The sequence below is a fragment of the Pristimantibacillus sp. Z349TD_6 genome (assembly GCF_056173205.1).
On the sequence record NZ_CM149662.1, the window covers coordinates 92,313 to 109,266 of the forward strand.

Annotated in this window: 9 protein-coding genes, 2 tRNA genes, 3 rRNA genes, 1 pseudogene and 2 riboswitches; all 15 genes and pseudogenes read left to right on the forward strand. The window is 46.7% G+C overall.

Annotated features, from left to right (window positions below; all coding sequences use genetic code 11):
* Nucleotides 1–5: 5 nt before the first annotated feature.
* Nucleotides 6–289, forward strand: a pseudogene (locus AC0VYE_RS00455) (tRNA-dihydrouridine synthase); the annotation flags it as partial.
* A 419-nt stretch (nt 290–708) separates the two neighbouring features.
* Nucleotides 709–1,185: a transcription elongation factor GreA gene (greA, locus tag AC0VYE_RS00460; RefSeq protein ID WP_076271320.1), complete on the forward strand. Its 477-nt coding sequence runs from the start codon at nt 709–711 to the stop codon at nt 1,183–1,185.
* A gap of 168 nt (nt 1,186–1,353) precedes the next feature.
* Complete coding sequence (gene lysS, locus AC0VYE_RS00465; RefSeq protein ID WP_475449379.1) at nt 1,354–2,874, forward strand: lysine--tRNA ligase; 1,521 nt, start codon at nt 1,354–1,356, stop codon at nt 2,872–2,874.
* A 167-nt stretch (nt 2,875–3,041) separates the two neighbouring features.
* Nucleotides 3,042–3,120, forward strand: a riboswitch (cyclic di-GMP riboswitch).
* A gap of 51 nt (nt 3,121–3,171) precedes the next feature.
* A riboswitch (cyclic di-GMP riboswitch) is annotated at nt 3,172–3,250 on the forward strand.
* A 12-nt stretch (nt 3,251–3,262) separates the two neighbouring features.
* Nucleotides 3,263–4,072, forward strand: coding sequence for a transglutaminase-like domain-containing protein (locus AC0VYE_RS00470; protein ID WP_475445391.1), 810 nt, complete (start codon nt 3,263–3,265; stop codon nt 4,070–4,072).
* A gap of 317 nt (nt 4,073–4,389) precedes the next feature.
* A 16S ribosomal RNA gene (locus AC0VYE_RS00475) occupies nt 4,390–5,945 on the forward strand.
* 116 nt (nt 5,946–6,061) lie between these two features.
* A tRNA-Ile gene (locus AC0VYE_RS00480) sits at nt 6,062–6,138 on the forward strand.
* 37 nt (nt 6,139–6,175) lie between these two features.
* Nucleotides 6,176–6,251 (forward strand) — tRNA-Ala (locus AC0VYE_RS00485).
* 159 nt (nt 6,252–6,410) lie between these two features.
* Nucleotides 6,411–9,342 (forward strand): 23S ribosomal RNA (locus AC0VYE_RS00490).
* 100 nt (nt 9,343–9,442) lie between these two features.
* Nucleotides 9,443–9,559: ribosomal RNA gene (gene rrf / locus AC0VYE_RS00495) — 5S ribosomal RNA — on the forward strand.
* Together the 16S, 23S and 5S rRNA genes with 2 tRNA genes alongside form the textbook arrangement of a ribosomal RNA operon.
* A gap of 88 nt (nt 9,560–9,647) precedes the next feature.
* Nucleotides 9,648–10,841 carry a GNAT family N-acetyltransferase gene (locus tag AC0VYE_RS00500; protein WP_475445393.1) on the forward strand — a complete coding sequence of 398 codons (1,194 nt, stop codon included), beginning with the start codon at nt 9,648–9,650 and terminating at the stop codon, nt 10,839–10,841.
* Between the two features lie 145 nt (nt 10,842–10,986).
* Nucleotides 10,987–12,444 carry an IMP dehydrogenase gene (gene guaB, locus AC0VYE_RS00505; RefSeq protein WP_076271758.1) on the forward strand — a complete coding sequence of 486 codons (1,458 nt, stop codon included), beginning with the start codon at nt 10,987–10,989 and terminating at the stop codon, nt 12,442–12,444.
* Between the two features lie 188 nt (nt 12,445–12,632).
* Entirely contained in the window at nt 12,633–13,922 is a 1,290-nt protein-coding gene (locus AC0VYE_RS00510; protein ID WP_475449381.1) for a D-alanyl-D-alanine carboxypeptidase family protein, read from the forward strand.
* 127 nt (nt 13,923–14,049) lie between these two features.
* Nucleotides 14,050–14,931, forward strand: a complete 882-nt coding sequence (gene pdxS / locus AC0VYE_RS00515) for a pyridoxal 5'-phosphate synthase lyase subunit PdxS (protein WP_076271759.1) — start codon at nt 14,050–14,052, stop codon at nt 14,929–14,931.
* A 77-nt stretch (nt 14,932–15,008) separates the two neighbouring features.
* A complete protein-coding gene (gene pdxT, locus AC0VYE_RS00520) occupies nt 15,009–15,593 on the forward strand; it encodes a pyridoxal 5'-phosphate synthase glutaminase subunit PdxT (RefSeq protein ID WP_339205921.1) in 585 nt (194 codons plus the stop codon).
* A gap of 48 nt (nt 15,594–15,641) precedes the next feature.
* Entirely contained in the window at nt 15,642–16,928 is a 1,287-nt protein-coding gene (gene serS, locus AC0VYE_RS00525; RefSeq protein WP_441884864.1) for a serine--tRNA ligase, read from the forward strand.
* Nucleotides 16,929–16,954: the final 26 nt, after the last annotated feature.

The following is a 16,954-nucleotide window of genomic DNA, read 5'->3' on the forward strand; positions in this document are numbered from 1 at the left end:
GTGACATGCTGAAAATCGGTGGCATCGAAATGAAGCATAGAGTGGTGCCAGCGCCGATGGCAGTCGTGTACAATCCTGCCTTTTGATTAATTGCCAAGGAGTTTGGAACGGGTCTTGTATGTGTTGAGATAGTAAGTGACAAAGCCATTTTACATGCTAGTATACGGGCAAGGCTAATTGGGACATTATAAAGGATGTCAATGAAGCGGTAGCGATTCCCGTAATTGGGAATGGCGACGTTTTCTCACCAGAGGATGCAAAAAGGCTGCTCGATCATATCGGCTGTGATCCGATGGCAGCGATTTTGGAAAACTATGCCCGCTCGCTTGGAGAGGACGAGGAATTCCAAGCTGTCAGTGCTGTGTCAAGCAAAGAAGCGGGTTCTGTTGAAGTAGTCGCTTACTAAAATACAATAGATCGGTTATGCGATTTACCCCGTAACGGGAGCGAGCCGACACCATTCGACAAAAGCCGCTATCATGCGGCTTCTGCTCTACATTTCAGAAATGAAACGGTTTCAATGGGTCGTCTGGCTTTGATTGACATTCAGGGTAACTTTGCAATATAATCGTGCAATATAATCTAACGAAGACATCAAGAGCGCTTCAAACAACAGTTGGTATGAGGAATAAGAAGCGTAATATATTAGGTAACAGTGAATTCATACAAGGTATGAAAAATTAGTCACATGACAGGAGAATCGGAAAGATGAACGATAAGCAAATCATTCTGACTCAAGAAGGGCTGCGAAAGCTCGAAGATGAATTAGAGAACCTAAAGTCGGTCAAGCGTCGTGAAGTAGCTGAACGTATTAAAGTAGCAATTGGCTATGGTGATATAAGCGAAAACTCGGAATATGAAGATGCGAAGAATGAGCAAGCATTTATCGAAGGCCGCGTTCTTACCCTTGAGAAAATGTTGCGCAATGCGCGTATTATAAATAATGACGATATTGATATTGATACCGTGAGCATCGGTTCGATCGTAACAGTTGAGGATATGGAGTATGGCGACACAATGGATTATTCCATTGTTGGTACAGCGGAAGCCGATCCTTTGCAAAACAAGATTTCAAATGAAAGCCCGGTTGGTAAAGCGATTCTAGGCAAGAAAAAAGGCACCGTTGTCGAAGTTAGCGTACCAGTCGGCATTATTCAATACAAAATTCTCGATATCAAAAAATAATGTTTGCTATGTGCGGTTCAAAAAGCTTCCTTGTGGGAAGCTTTTTGAACGTTTAAAATATAAGAACGTATATTACAGGTCTATACATTGCTTATATTTTATTGCGAAACGAGATTTTGCTGCATGAATCCGGTGACAGCTGCTTGCTTTTGCCGAATGATCAAGGAGATGAAAGAAGTGGAACAAGAAATCAATGAACAGCAGGAGTTAAGTGAGCTCTTGCAAATTCGCAGAAACAAATTGGACGAGCTTAGAGGGTTAGGTGTGGATCCATTCGGCCGAAAGTTCGAACGCACTCATAACGCCAAAGATATTGTACAAGCCTATGAAGGGCTCAGCAAAGAAGAAATAGAAGAAAAAGCGGTTGAAGTGCGTATTGCTGGCCGTATTATGCAGAAACGCGGCATGGGTAAAGCGGGTTTTGCTACGATTCAAGATTTGAGCGGCAAGGTTCAAATTTATGTTCGTAAAGATTCCGTTGAAGAGCATAAGTTTGCAGCTTTTGACTTGCTGGACATCGGTGACATCATTGGCGTAGTAGGCGTTGTATTCAAAACGAATACAGGCGAGGTCTCTGTCAAAGCACGTGATATTGAAGTTTTGACAAAGTCGCTTCTTCCATTGCCTGATAAATATCATGGCTTGAAAGACGTAGAGCTTCGTTATCGTCAGCGTTATGTTGACCTTATCGTGAATCCCGACGTCCAACAAACCTTTATTACTCGTTCCAAAATCATTCAATCCATGCGTCGCTACCTAGATTCCCGCGGTTATCTAGAAGTAGAAACACCAACTCTGCATTCCATTGCAGGCGGTGCTGCAGCGCGTCCTTTCGAAACGCATCATAATGCGCTGGACATGCAGCTCTACATGCGTATTGCAATCGAGCTTCATTTGAAGCGACTGATTGTAGGCGGATTGGAGAAAGTATATGAGATCGGCCGTGTATACCGGAATGAGGGGATTTCGACTCGCCACAATCCAGAGTTTACAATGATTGAGCTTTACGAGGCTTATGCTGATTACAAGGATATTATGGCATTGACAGAGAATGTCATCGCACATATTGCGCAAGAGGTTCTTGGAACAACAAAAATCACTTATCAAGGCCAAGAGATTGATTTGACACCTCAGTGGCGCCGTGTCAGCATGGTTGAGCTTGTCAAAGAAACGACGGGCGTAGATTTCGGCGTGGAAATGAGCGACGAGGAAGCCCATCGTTTGGCGAAAGAACACAAAGTTGCCGTTGATCCGCATATGACTTTTGGTCATATTCTCAACGCTTTCTTTGAACAGTTCGGTGAGCACACGCTTATTCAGCCAACCTTTGTTACAGGACATCCGGTTGCTATCTCGCCGCTTGCTAAGAAGAGCGAAGCAGATCCACGCTTCACCGATCGCTTTGAGCTATTCATCGTAGCACGTGAGCATGCTAATGCATTTACGGAGCTTAACGATCCGATTGATCAGCGTGAGCGTTTCGAGTCGCAGCTTGTTGAGCGTGAGCATGGAAATGACGAGGCGCATGAGATGGATGAAGACTTTATCCGCGCTCTGGAATACGGCATGCCGCCAACAGGCGGACTAGGAATCGGTATCGACCGATTGATCATGCTTCTAACAGATGCTCCATCTATTCGTGATGTACTGTTGTTCCCTCATATGAGAGATCAGCGTTCTGCTGAATAAGAAAAAGACAAGGGACCGTATGGCTTTTAGCAGCCAACGGTTCTTTTTTTTCTAATATCGAGAATTTGCAACAACAATCCTTAAAAACATTCAAATTATGATTGATATTGTAGTGCAATCTATTGATTTGCTAGATTCATATGGTAGAATAGAACTAATAAAGCGCTACACGATAACGGCAAACCTATCGAAAGGTAGGGACGCAAAGCTAAAGGGCCTTCCGTATGATGGCAGCCAGCTACCGAATGAACAGGCTTTTTTTTGTTTGTATAGGGGAAATTCATCACATAGCGCTTCACACGATAATGGCAAACCTATCGAAAGGTAGGGACGCAAAGCTAAAGGGCCTTCCGTAAGATGGCAGCCAGCTACCGAAGGGAGTATATTCATGCGTAAATTTATGTTAGTCATCGCAGCTTTTGTTCTTTTTGCATCCATCCATGTAACGGTCGTTCAGGCAAATGAAGCGGACTCTTCTGATTGGCTCAATACGGGGAATTTAGATAAAGGTGTTGTCTCCGTACAATATGAAGTGAACACTAAAGTGAAAACGAAGCTTATGATCGCAAAAGGCGCATCAAATTATACATATAATCTAACTGGCGGAAAAACAGCTGAGAAGTTTCCGTTGCAGCTTGGCAATGGTGAATACACGATATCCGTTCTTGAGAATACAACAGGCAACAAATACAAACTGGCGAAGAAAGAAACCGTGACGCTTGATTTGAAAGACAACAAGGTTTTGTACTTGAATTCTATCCAGAATATTGACTGGTCGAATGCGAGCAGCGCCATCGTCAAGGCAAAAGAATTAGCCAGCAATAAAAAAACGGATATGGAGAAAGTAAAGGCAATCTACGAATATATTATTACGAATGTAAGTTATGATAATCAATTAGCTGCTAATCTGTCAGTTGATTACCTCCCCAATATTGATCGCACCTTTAAATCGAGAAAGGATATCTGCTACGGATACGCTTCATTATTTGCGGCAATGCTGCGGAGCGTGGATATTCCTACGAAGCTCTTGATGGGACAATCTACTTATGTGGATGTTTATCATGCTTGGAATGAAGTGTACTTGGATGGGAAATGGGTTACGATTGATACGACAGTTGATGCAGGTCTAAAGAAGGGCAAGAAAAAGTATGAGCTTATCAAGGATGCAGCTCAATATACTGTTACAAAAACATATTAGAAGTCATACGAGCTTGCGAAAATCGCACAGCTCGTTTTTTTATGTCTTTCTTCAATATAGGTGAGGAGGAAGCGAAGCAACGATTACGTAATTAGAAGGCAAATAGGAGTATTGAAAACTTTTTCGTAAATAATGAAAAAAACACTTGCAATGCTATATACGCCTATGATATATTATCTAGGTCGCCAACGAGATACACGGACGACAAGAGAGAAAAGATTGCTCTTTGAAAACTGAACAACGAGTAATAACTGCCTCGCAAATCCTTCGGGATAAGCGAAAAAAGCGATAAAAAAGTAATGAGCAAGTCAAACACCAATTTGGAGAGTTTGATCCTGGCTCAGGACGAACGCTGGCGGCGTGCCTAATACATGCAAGTCGAGCGGAGTTGATGAGGTGCTTGCACCTCTGATACTTAGCGGCGGACGGGTGAGTAACACGTGGGTAACCTGCCTATAAGACTGGGATAACATTCGGAAACGAATGCTAATACCGGATACGCGATATGGTCGCATGACTGAATCGGGAAAGATGGAGCAATCTATCACTTATAGATGGACCCGCGGCGCATTAGCTAGTTGGTGAGGTAACGGCTCACCAAGGCGACGATGCGTAGCCGACCTGAGAGGGTGATCGGCCACACTGGGACTGAGACACGGCCCAGACTCCTACGGGAGGCAGCAGTAGGGAATCTTCCGCAATGGACGAAAGTCTGACGGAGCAACGCCGCGTGAGTGATGAAGGTTTTCGGATCGTAAAGCTCTGTTGCCAGGGAAGAATGCTTGGGAGAGTAACTGCTCCCAAGGTGACGGTACCTGAGAAGAAAGCCCCGGCTAACTACGTGCCAGCAGCCGCGGTAATACGTAGGGGGCAAGCGTTGTCCGGAATTATTGGGCGTAAAGCGCGCGCAGGCGGCCTTGTAAGTCTGTTGTTTAAACTTGGGGCTCAACCCCAAGTCGCAAGGGAAACTGCAAAGCTTGAGTACAGAAGAGGAAAGTGGAATTCCACGTGTAGCGGTGAAATGCGTAGAGATGTGGAGGAACACCAGTGGCGAAGGCGACTTTCTGGGCTGTAACTGACGCTGAGGCGCGAAAGCGTGGGGAGCAAACAGGATTAGATACCCTGGTAGTCCACGCCGTAAACGATGAATGCTAGGTGTTAGGGGTTTCAATACCCTTGGTGCCGAAGTTAACACATTAAGCATTCCGCCTGGGGAGTACGGTCGCAAGACTGAAACTCAAAGGAATTGACGGGGACCCGCACAAGCAGTGGAGTATGTGGTTTAATTCGAAGCAACGCGAAGAACCTTACCAGGTCTTGACATCCCAATGAAAGCATTAGAGATAGTGCCCCTCTTCGGAGCATTGGAGACAGGTGGTGCATGGTTGTCGTCAGCTCGTGTCGTGAGATGTTGGGTTAAGTCCCGCAACGAGCGCAACCCTTGATCTTAGTTGCCAGCACATTATGGTGGGCACTCTAGGATGACTGCCGGTGACAAACCGGAGGAAGGTGGGGATGACGTCAAATCATCATGCCCCTTATGACCTGGGCTACACACGTACTACAATGGCCGATACAACGGGAAGCGAAACCGCGAGGTGGAGCCAATCCTATCAAAGTCGGTCTCAGTTCGGATTGCAGGCTGCAACTCGCCTGCATGAAGTCGGAATTGCTAGTAATCGCGGATCAGCATGCCGCGGTGAATACGTTCCCGGGTCTTGTACACACCGCCCGTCACACCACGAGAGTTTACAACACCCGAAGCCGGTGGGGTAACCCGCAAGGGAGCTAGCCGTCGAAGGTGGGGTAGATGATTGGGGTGAAGTCGTAACAAGGTAGCCGTATCGGAAGGTGCGGCTGGATCACCTCCTTTCTAAGGAAATACCCGGACCCGATGAGGTTCGGATAAACTTGGCAGTTTATCGCTTACTCGTTGTCAGTTTTGAAAGATTAATCATCTTTCAAAGGAAGTCCAAAGGGAATACCTATGGGCCTTTAGCTCAGCTGGTTAGAGCGCACCCCTGATAAGGGTGAGGTCGGTGGTTCGAGTCCACTAAGGCCCACCATTATCGACTCTGAGAAGTCGGTACCCATATTAAATTTGGGGCCATAGCTCAGCTGGGAGAGCGCCTGCCTTGCAAGCAGGAGGTCAGCGGTTCGATCCCGCTTGGCTCCACCAAAAAGAATAATGTACTGTCTTTGCTGAAGATTAACTCTGAAGCAAACTCAGCGCAAAACATTTGCACTTTGAAAACTGGATAACGAAAGAAAAAGAATTGCTGAAACATCCTTTAGTTGTTTTTACGTAAGCGAAGGTGAGCGATCACCTGAGCAAAATGGTTAAGCTAGTAAGAGCGCACGGAGGATGCCTAGGCACCAGGAGCCGAAGAAGGACGTGGCGAACAACGATACCGCCCCGGGGAGCCGTAAGCAGGCATTGATCCGAGGATTTCCGAATGGGGAAACCCAGCTATCGTAATGGATAGTTACTCTCAACTGAATACATAGGTTGGGTAGAGGCATACCAGGGGAACTGAAACATCTAAGTACCCTGAGGAAGAGAAAACAATAGTGATTCCGTCAGTAGCGGCGAGCGAACGCGGATTAGCCCAAACCAAGGAGCTTGCTTCTTGGGGTTGTAGGACGTCTCACATGGAGTTACAAAAGTGTTTGGTAGGCGAAGAGGTCTGGAAAGGCCCGCCAGAGCAGGTAAAAGCCCTGTAACCGAAAGCAAGCACTCTCCGAGACGGATCCTGAGTACGGCGGGACACGAGAAACCCCGTCGGAATCCGGCAGGACCATCTGCCAAGGCTAAATACTCCCTGGTGACCGATAGTGAAGCAGTACCGTGAGGGAAAGGTGAAAAGCACCGCGGAAGCGGAGTGAAAAAGAACCTGAAACCGTGCGCTTACAAAAAGTCAGAGCCCGTTAAATGGGTGATGGCGTGCCTTTTGTAGAATGAACCGGCGAGTTACGATCACGTGCAAGGTTAAGTCGGGAAGACGGAGCCGTAGCGAAAGCGAGTCTGAATAGGGCGAATAAGTACGTGGTCGTAGACCCGAAACCGTGTGATCTACCCCTGTCCAGGGTGAAGGTGCGGTAACACGCACTGGAGGCCCGAACCCACGCATGTTGAAAAATGCGGGGATGAGGTGGGGGTAGCGGAGAAATTCCAATCGAACTCGGAGATAGCTGGTTCTCCCCGAAATAGCTTTAGGGCTAGCCTCGAGGAATGAGCGTCGTGGAGGTAGAGCACTGATTGGGTGCGGGGCCCGCCAAGGGTTACCAAGTCCAGTCAAACTCCGAATGCCATAGACGTGCTACTCGGGAGTCAGACAGTGAGTGCTAAGATCCATTGTCAAGAGGGAAACAGCCCAGATCATCAGCTAAGGTCCCCAAGTGTGTGTTAAGTGGGAAAGGATGTGGAGTTGCAAAGACAACCAGGATGTTGGCTTAGAAGCAGCCATCATTTAAAGAGTGCGTAATAGCTCACTGGTCGAGTGACTCTGCGCCGAAAATGTAACGGGGCTAAACACACCACCGAAGCTATGACATGTACCATTAGGTACTTGGGTAGGGGAGCGTTGAATACGGATTGAAGTTGGACCGTGAGGACTGGTGGACTGTATTCAAGTGAGAATGCCGGTATGAGTAACGAAAAGACAAGTGAGAATCTTGTCCGCCGAAAGCCTAAGGGTTCCTGAGGAAGGCTCGTCCTCTCAGGGTAAGTCGGGACCTAACGCGAGGCCGAAAGGCGTAGTGGATGGACAACAGGTTGAAATTCCTGTACCACCGAAGATCGTTTGAGCAATGGGGTGACACAGAAGGGCAGTGACGCGGACTGATGGAATAGTCCGTCCAAGCAGTGAGGCTGATCGATAGGCAAATCCGTCGATCATAAGGCTGGGCTGTGATGGGGAGCGAAAATTGCAGTAGCGAAGGTCATGTACTCCGGCTGTCAAGAAAAGCCTCTAGTGAGATCTAGGTGCCCGTACCGCAAACCGACACAGGTAGGCGAGCAGAGCATGCTAAGGCGCGCGGAAGAACTCTCGTTAAGGAACTCGGCAAAATGACCCCGTAACTTCGGGAGAAGGGGTGCCTCGGTAGGGTGAATAGCCCGAGGGGGCCGCAGTGAAAAGGCCCAAGCGACTGTTTAGCAAAAACACAGGTCTGTGCGAAGCCGTAAGGCGAAGTATACGGGCTGACGCCTGCCCGGTGCTGGAAGGTTAAGGGGAGCGGTTAGGGGTAACCCGAAGCTGTGAACCGAAGCCCCAGTAAACGGCGGCCGTAACTATAACGGTCCTAAGGTAGCGAAATTCCTTGTCAGGTAAATTCTGACCCGCACGAATGGCGTAACGACTTGGGCGCTGTCTCAACGAGAGATCCGGTGAAATTTTAATACCTGTGAAGATGCAGGTTACCCGCGACAAGACGGAAAGACCCCATGGAGCTTTACTGTAACTTGATATTGAACTTTGGTACGATCTGTACAGGATAGGTGGGAGCCTAAGAAGCATGAGCGCCAGCTTGTGTGGAGGCAACGTTGGGATACCACCCTGATCGTATCGGAGTTCTAACCTAGAACCGTGAAACCGGTTCGGGGACCGTGTCAGGTGGACAGTTTGACTGGGGCGGTCGCCTCCTAAAATGTAACGGAGGCGCCCAAAGGTTCCCTCAGAATGGTTGGAAATCATTCGAAGAGTGCAAAGGCATAAGGGAGCTTGACTGCGAGACCTACAAGTCGAGCAGGTACGAAAGTAGGGCTTAGTGATCCGGTGGTACCGAATGGAAGGGCCATCGCTCAACGGATAAAAGCTACCCTGGGGATAACAGGCTTATCTCCCCCAAGAGTCCACATCGACGGGGAGGTTTGGCACCTCGATGTCGGCTCATCGCATCCTGGGGCTGAAGTAGGTCCCAAGGGTTGGGCTGTTCGCCCATTAAAGCGGTACGCGAGCTGGGTTCAGAACGTCGTGAGACAGTTCGGTCCCTATCTGTCGCGGGCGCAGGAAATTTGAGAGGAGCTGTCCTTAGTACGAGAGGACCGGGATGGACGTACCGCTGGTGTACCAGTTGTTCCGCCAGGAGCACCGCTGGGTAGCCAAGTACGGACGGGATAAGCGCTGAAAGCATCTAAGCGTGAAGCCCCCCTCAAGATGAGATTTCCCAGTATGTAAGACCCCTTGAAGACGACGAGGTTGATAGGTTCGGGGTGGAAGCACAGCAATGTGTGTAGCTGACGAATACTAATCGGTCGAGGGCTTATCCTAAACACGTTTACTGTGACCCATACATCCAGTAGACAGCAGCTAAAAAGGCTTCAGCAAGCCTAATCTTTCGTATCCAGTTTTCAGCGTGCAACACGCTACGTTTGGTGGCGATGGCGGAGGTGAACCACGCGTTCCCATACCGAACACGACCGTTAAGCCCTTCAGCGCCGATGGTACTTAGACCGCAGGGTCTTGGGAGAGTAGGACGTCGCCAAGCACGAGAGACCTATCGCATGTGATGCGGTAGGTTTTTTTGTCGTTTATGCGGTATGATAGGATTATATCAAATTTGGAGGTGCTTCGAATTGGAAACGCGTATCGTTATTAAGCATATCGGTGTAGAACAATTTGACGAGACTATGGCTTTATCTCAATTTGCATTTCAATATGAACGTTCTGCTGCAGAACTAGAACAAACGAAAGAGCAGTATGAGAGTGAGCCTACTGTAAGGTACGGAGCGTATGTCGATAATCAATTGGCTGCGCAAGCTGCAGTGCTAAAGCTGCAAACCTATATCGGAGGCAAGGTTTTTGATATGGGAGGTGTTGCAGGTGTTGCGACATGGCCAGAGTTCAGGAGGCAGGGGCTAGTTGCTCAAATACTCATTCAATCGCTAATAGAGATGAAGGAGAACGGTCAAACGGTTTCTTTTCTTCATCCTTTTTCATTCAGCTTTTATCGTAAATTTGGATGGGAAACCTACACTGAACATAAAACATATACGATTAAGACGGACATGCTTCCAGCTAGAATAGCATACGAGGGTAGATTTGAGCGCATTACAGGAAACTATGGTTTGCTGAACGATGTCTATCAAGCCTATGCATCTCAATTTAATGGCTCATTGGTGCGTGACGAATTCTGGTGGAAGTATCGGATTAACAGAAGAAAACTAGGACAGACTGCACTTTATTACGATAAGAGCGGAGCAGCACAAGGCTACGTCATTTATGAAGTTAAAAATAGCCGGTTAACGGTTCATGAGTTTGTTCATTTAAATGAGCCCGCAAGAGCTGCGATATGGTCATTTCTAGCACAGCATGATTCAATGATCGAAGAGCTGACGATTAAAATGCCATCTAACGATCGCCTTCCCTACTTGCTGAGCAATCCGAGAATAAAACAGGAAATCACACCTTATTTTATGGCTCGAATTGTGGATGCGGAAGCTTTTGTTAGCCAATATGATTTTAAGGCAGCAGATCATGCCGATGACATTCATATTCAACTAATCGACGCTCAAGCTCCATGGAATAATGGTCATTTTTTACTTCATATCGATGCATCTGGGAAAGCATCACTTCGTCGTAAGGACGATAGTGAAAAAATAGATGAGGCAATTAAACTGGATATTGGTTCCTTTACGAGTGTACTATTTGGGTATATTCAGTTAGAGCAATTAGCCCAATTCGCACGCATAGAAGGAGATATAGGATTGGTTAAACGCTTACAATCTCGTATTCCCGAACGAACTACGTATTTACCTGACTTTTTCTAAAGAAATAGCATGTTTTGAGACTTCCAAATCGAGTATAAAACAGGATGAACAAAGGTATTCATCAGCCTTGACAGCCTATACCCCCTCTGCTAATATTGCTAATAATATATGTGAGACGTACTTAAAATAAGGGAGGAACATACTCGTGTGGGAAACGAAATTCGCCAAAGAAGGGCTAACGTTTGACGACGTCCTGCTTATTCCGCGCAAATCAGAAGTGCTGCCTAGGGAAGTTGACATCTCGATTCGATTAAGCGAGGACATTAAGCTAAACATTCCGCTCATTAGCGCTGGTATGGACACCGTTACAGAAGCCGCATTGGCGATTGCAATTGCGCGTGAGGGTGGTATCGGCATTATCCATAAGAACATGTCGATTACACAGCAAGCGGAGGAAGTTGACCGTGTAAAACGTTCGGAGAGCGGTGTAATTACAAATCCGTTTTCGCTTACGCCTGATCACCATGTTTACGACGCAGAAGAATTGATGGGTAAATACCGCATCTCAGGCGTACCGATTGTTGATCAAGATAAGAAGCTTGTAGGTATTTTGACCAACCGTGATTTGCGTTTCGTACATGATTATTCAATTAAGATAAATGAAGTTATGACTCGTAACAACCTTGTAACGGCACCTGTTGGCACAACGCTGCAGGAAGCGGAGGGCCTTCTTCAAAAGCACAAGATTGAGAAGCTGCCGCTGATTGATGAGTCCAACACACTTAAAGGTCTTATTACGATTAAAGATATTGAGAAAGCAATCCAATTCCCTAATGCGGCGAAGGATAAGCATGGTCGTTTGCTTTGCGGAGCAGCGGTTGGTATTTCGAAGGATACAATGGATCGTGCAGAAGCATTGGTTCAATCAGGAATTGATGTTCTTGTTGTAGACTCGGCTCATGGTCACCACATTAATATTTTGGATGCAGTTCGTAAGCTTCGTGCTACTTACCCAGACCTTACTATTATTGCAGGTAACGTTGCTACTGGCGATGCTACACGTGATCTTATCGAAGCAGGCGCTTCCGTAGTTAAAGTAGGGATTGGTCCTGGATCGATCTGTACAACTCGCGTTATCGCTGGTATCGGTGTTCCACAAATTACTGCAATTTATGATTGCGCGTCAGTTGCTCGTGAATACAATATCCCGGTTATTGCAGACGGCGGTATTAAGTACTCCGGTGATATTACGAAAGCAATCGCATCTGGAGCAAGCGCGATTATGATCGGAAGCTTGTTCGCAGGTACAGCTGAAAGCCCTGGCGAAACTGAAATTTTCCAAGGACGCAGCTTTAAAGTATACCGTGGTATGGGCTCGCTTGGCGCTATGAAGGAAGGAAGCAAGGATCGTTACTTCCAAGAGAACGAGAACAAACTTGTTCCGGAAGGTATCGAAGGACGCGTTCCTTACAAAGGGCCGCTTGCTGACACTGTGCATCAATTGCTCGGCGGCTTGCGTTCAGGTATGGGCTATTGCGGTACAGCTTCTCTGGACGAGCTTAAGAACGATACACAATTCGTTCGTATTACAGGTTCTGGTCTTCGTGAAAGCCATCCGCATGATGTGCAAATTACGAAAGAAGCACCAAACTATTCACTTTAAGCTATACTTTCTAGATACGATAATAACAGACAGGGAAAGGCGACTGAGTCGCTGGCCCTTGTCTGTTTTTTTTATGAAGGATTACTCATTGTTCTGTAACCTGTTTGTGGTTTAATTGTTAGGCTTCGATATGTTACAATTAACAACGGACAAACCAAGTGGGAAAAGGGGAGACGACGTTGAAGGAAATGGTAAGGCCGGTTCGAATAAAGACGGTCATCGCTGCAAGTTTGGCGGTTTGGATGGTAATGCTGTCGCTTGGTTCTGCGGTAGCAATGGCGAATGGATATCAAGGAAGAGAAAGTACGAAAAACGACTTAGGTTTACAAGTGAAAGCTGCAATTCTAATTGATGCGGATTCAGGACAAGTTTTATATGAAGTTAATTCAGAGGAGCCGCTCCCTGCAGCAAGTATGACGAAGTTAATGACGGAATATATCGTTCTTGAGGAAATTACGAATGAACGCCTGTCCTGGGATGAGGTTATTACCACTAGTGCGGAAGCGGCCTCAACACCATCGGATGGATCATCTGTATTTTTAGCTCAAGGAGATCAACATACGGTTAGAGATTTGTACAAAGCAATGGCAGTTGGTTCTGCGAATGATGCAACGATTGCATTAGCATCGCAAATAGCTGGAAGTGAGCAAGGGTTTGTTAAGAAGATGAATGAGGTAGCTGCGGAGTTGGGTCTTAAAACAGCTTTTTTTACAAGTGCGACTGGTCTATCGGAGACAACTATTATTTCTGCGACGGACATGGCGAAGCTAGCACAAATTATTTTGATCAAGCACCCTGAATTTTTGGATTATTCTAAGCTGCAGGAATATAAATTCCGTGAACGCGACAAGGATCCAATCATCAACATTAACTGGATGCTCGGCACAAACGTTAATCAAAAGGGCCTTAAGCACTTAGCTTATGAAGGCGTTGACGGCATGAAAACAGGCTTCATTAATGCTGCTGGCTACAACTTCACGGGTACTGTAAAAAGAGGCGAGCAGCGTTTTATTAGCGTCGTTATGGATACTGCTACAAAGTCTGCTCGTTTCAATGAAACGGCTAAGATGTACAACTACGGTTTTAGCACTTTTGAGAAAAAGACGGTGCTTGCGCCAAAATCTGTGGTAGAAACAGCGAAAACGGTTAAGATTAAAAAGGGTAAAAAGAAAACCTTGCCGATCGTAACGGAAAAAGATATTACGTTTATGGTTAAGAAGGGCGTAGAGCCTAAAATCGAGGTTGTATCCAGCGATGTGAAGTCAGAAGCTGAGCTGGTAGCTCCGATTCCAGCAGGTACGGTTGTAGGTACAGTAACTTACAAGTACACGGATGCCGAAACGAAACAAGAGCTCAAAAAAACGGTTAACCTCGTTACAACGGAGGATGGAACGAAAGCAGGCTGGTTCCGCTTGATGTTCCGTGGAATTGGAGATTTTTTCTCAGGTTTATTTAATGGAATCGTCAATTTGTTCTAATCCGAGTAGAAAACAGGGGAATAAAGCAAATCAAGGCTTGTCGATTATTCTTGCATCCTGTAAAATCAATGGTTAGAACAACTGCGGTAATATACAAATTAATGGATGAAAATAGGAGGATTTTAGCATGGAAACAGGTACATCGCGCGTAAAACGCGGCATGGCAGAAATGCAAAAAGGCGGCGTCATTATGGACGTTATGAGCGCCGAGCAAGCGAAAGTAGCAGAAGCAGCAGGAGCAACAGCGGTAATGGCGCTTGAGCGCGTCCCTTCCGAAATTCGTGCAGCAGGCGGAGTAGCTCGTATGGCTGATCCGACAATTGTAGAAGAAGTAATGAAAGTAGTATCGATTCCAGTTATGGCAAAGGCTCGTATCGGGCATTATGTAGAAGCAAAAGTGCTCGAATCCATGGGCGTTGACTATATCGATGAGAGTGAAGTACTTACTCCAGCAGATGAAGTATTCCACATCAGCAAGCATGAGTTTACAATTCCATTCGTATGCGGAGCAAAAGATCTTGGAGAAGCTTTGCGCCGTATTCAAGAGGGAGCAGCAATGCTTCGTACGAAGGGTGAGCCGGGAACAGGCAATATCGTAGAGGCTGTTCGTCACCTTCGCTTGATCAATGGACAAATTCGTAAAATTCAAGGTTTGTCGAAGGACGAGCTTTATCATGAAGCTAAGGTTCTTGGCGTAGCTTACGACTTGCTTCTTAACGTACATGAAACGGGTAAGCTTCCAGTCGTTAACTTCGCAGCAGGCGGAGTAGCTACACCATCCGATGCAGCATTGATGATGCATCTTGGAGCAGACGGCGTATTCGTAGGTTCTGGTATTTTCACATCAGAAAACCCAGAGAAATTCGCTCGTGCAATCGTTGAAGCAACGACACATTACCAAGATTACAAGCTAATTGCTGAAGTGTCGAAAAACTTGGGAGCAGCTATGAAGGGAATCGAAATTTCCAAGCTTAACTCCTCCGAGCGTATGCAAGACCGCGGTATCTAATAGTTGTAATATGCAGGTGCCGGCTTAGCGCGAATAGTGCTGCCGGCTCTTGCCCGTAAAGGAAGGCGAGTAGAGCGATGAAGATAGGCGTACTAGCGCTTCAGGGCGCAGTGGCAGAGCATATACGAAGCTTAGAAGCGGCGGGCGCAGAGGCGGTCGCCGTTAAGCGAGTTGAGCAGCTTGAAGAGCTGCAAGGGCTTGTTATTCCAGGCGGCGAAAGCACGACGATCGGCAAGCTGATGCGCAATTATGGTTTTATGGAAGCTATTAAGGATTTCTCTGCACAAGGCAAGCCATTGTTCGGTACTTGCGCAGGTCTTATTGTTTTGGCTGATGAAATAGAAGGCCAAGAGGATGCGCATTTGCGTCTTATGGATATGACCGTTGCAAGAAATGCATTCGGGCGTCAACAAGAAAGCTTTGAGACGGATTTGGATGTCAAAGGCATTGACGAACCGGTTCGCGCTGTATTTATCCGAGCTCCATTGATCAAAAAAGTTGGAGCAGGCGTAGACGTATTGTCTACATACCGAGATGAAATTGTAACAGCAAGACAGGGACATCTTCTAGCTGTATCGTATCATCCGGAGCTAACGGACGATTATAGGCTGCATGCATACTTCGTTGATATGGTGAAGGAAGCAGCGGCAAGCAAGGAATAAACTTTTACAATAATAAAATTACTCCCTTCAGAGAGGGGCTTTTGGATCGTGCTGGATGTAAAATTGTTAAGAAATGAATTTGAGAAGGTTGAGAAAGCGCTGCTTGATCGCGGAGCTTCCCTTGATCTTATTGCTAATTTTCCTGCGCTCGACACTAGGCGCCGTGATCTTATTCAAGAGACGGAGCAGTTGAAGAGCAGACGCAATACGGTTTCGCAGGATGTAGCTAAACTCAAACGCACAGGCGGCGACGCAGAATCGCTTATCCTTGAGATGAGAGAGGTTGGCGACCGCATTAAAGAGCTTGACGATGAACTTCGTGAGCTGGATGTACAAGTGATTGAGCTGACTCAAGCGATTCCTAACATTCCTAGCGATAGCGTGCCAGTCGGCAAGTCGGAGGAAGATAATGTAGAGCTGCGCAAAAATGGCGAGGTTCCAACCTTTGATTTTGAGCCCAAGCCACATTGGGAGCTTGCGCAATCACTCGGCATATTGGATTTCGAGCGTGCAGCGAAGGTAACGGGATCACGTTTCACGTTCTATCGCGGCCTTGGAGCTCGTCTTGAGCGTGCGCTTATCAGCTTTATGATGGATCTTCACAGCGATAAGCACGGTTATGAGGAAGTCTTGCCTCCATATATCGTTAATCGTGACAGCTTGATCGGTACGGGTCAGCTTCCGAAGTTTGAAGAGGATTTATTCAAAATTTCGGATTCGGATTATTTCCTCATTCCGACTGCAGAGGTACCAGTTACGAACCTGCACCGCGAAGAGATTTTGCCGATTGAAGAGCTTCCGAAATATTTTGTAGCTTACAGCTCGTGCTTCCGTTCAGAAGCAGGTTCTGCTGGGCGCGATACACGTGGTTTGATTCGTCAGCATCAGTTCAACAAGGTTGAATTGATCAAATTGACGAAACCGGAGGATTCATACGAAGAGCTGGAGAAAATGACCGCTAACGCGGAGAAGGTTTTGCAGCTACTAGGACTTCCTTACCGTGTTCTAACGCTTTGTACGGGAGATATGGGCTTCACAGCGGCTAAAACATATGACCTTGAAGTGTGGCTGCCAAGCGCAGGCACGTATCGTGAAATTTCGTCCTGCTCAAATGTAGAGGATTTCCAAGCTCGCCGTGCGGGTATTCGTTTCCGCAGAGATACGAAGAGCAAGCCGGAATTCGTTCATACTCTGAATGGTTCGGGACTTGCTGTAGGTCGTACTTTTGCGGCAATCATCGAGAACTTCCAGCAAGCGGACGGCTCTGTGACGATTCCAGAAGTACTGCGTCCGTATATGGGCGGCATTAGTTCGATCGATTCAACAAAGCTTTAAAATTTTTTTTGCCACATGGTCAAAAT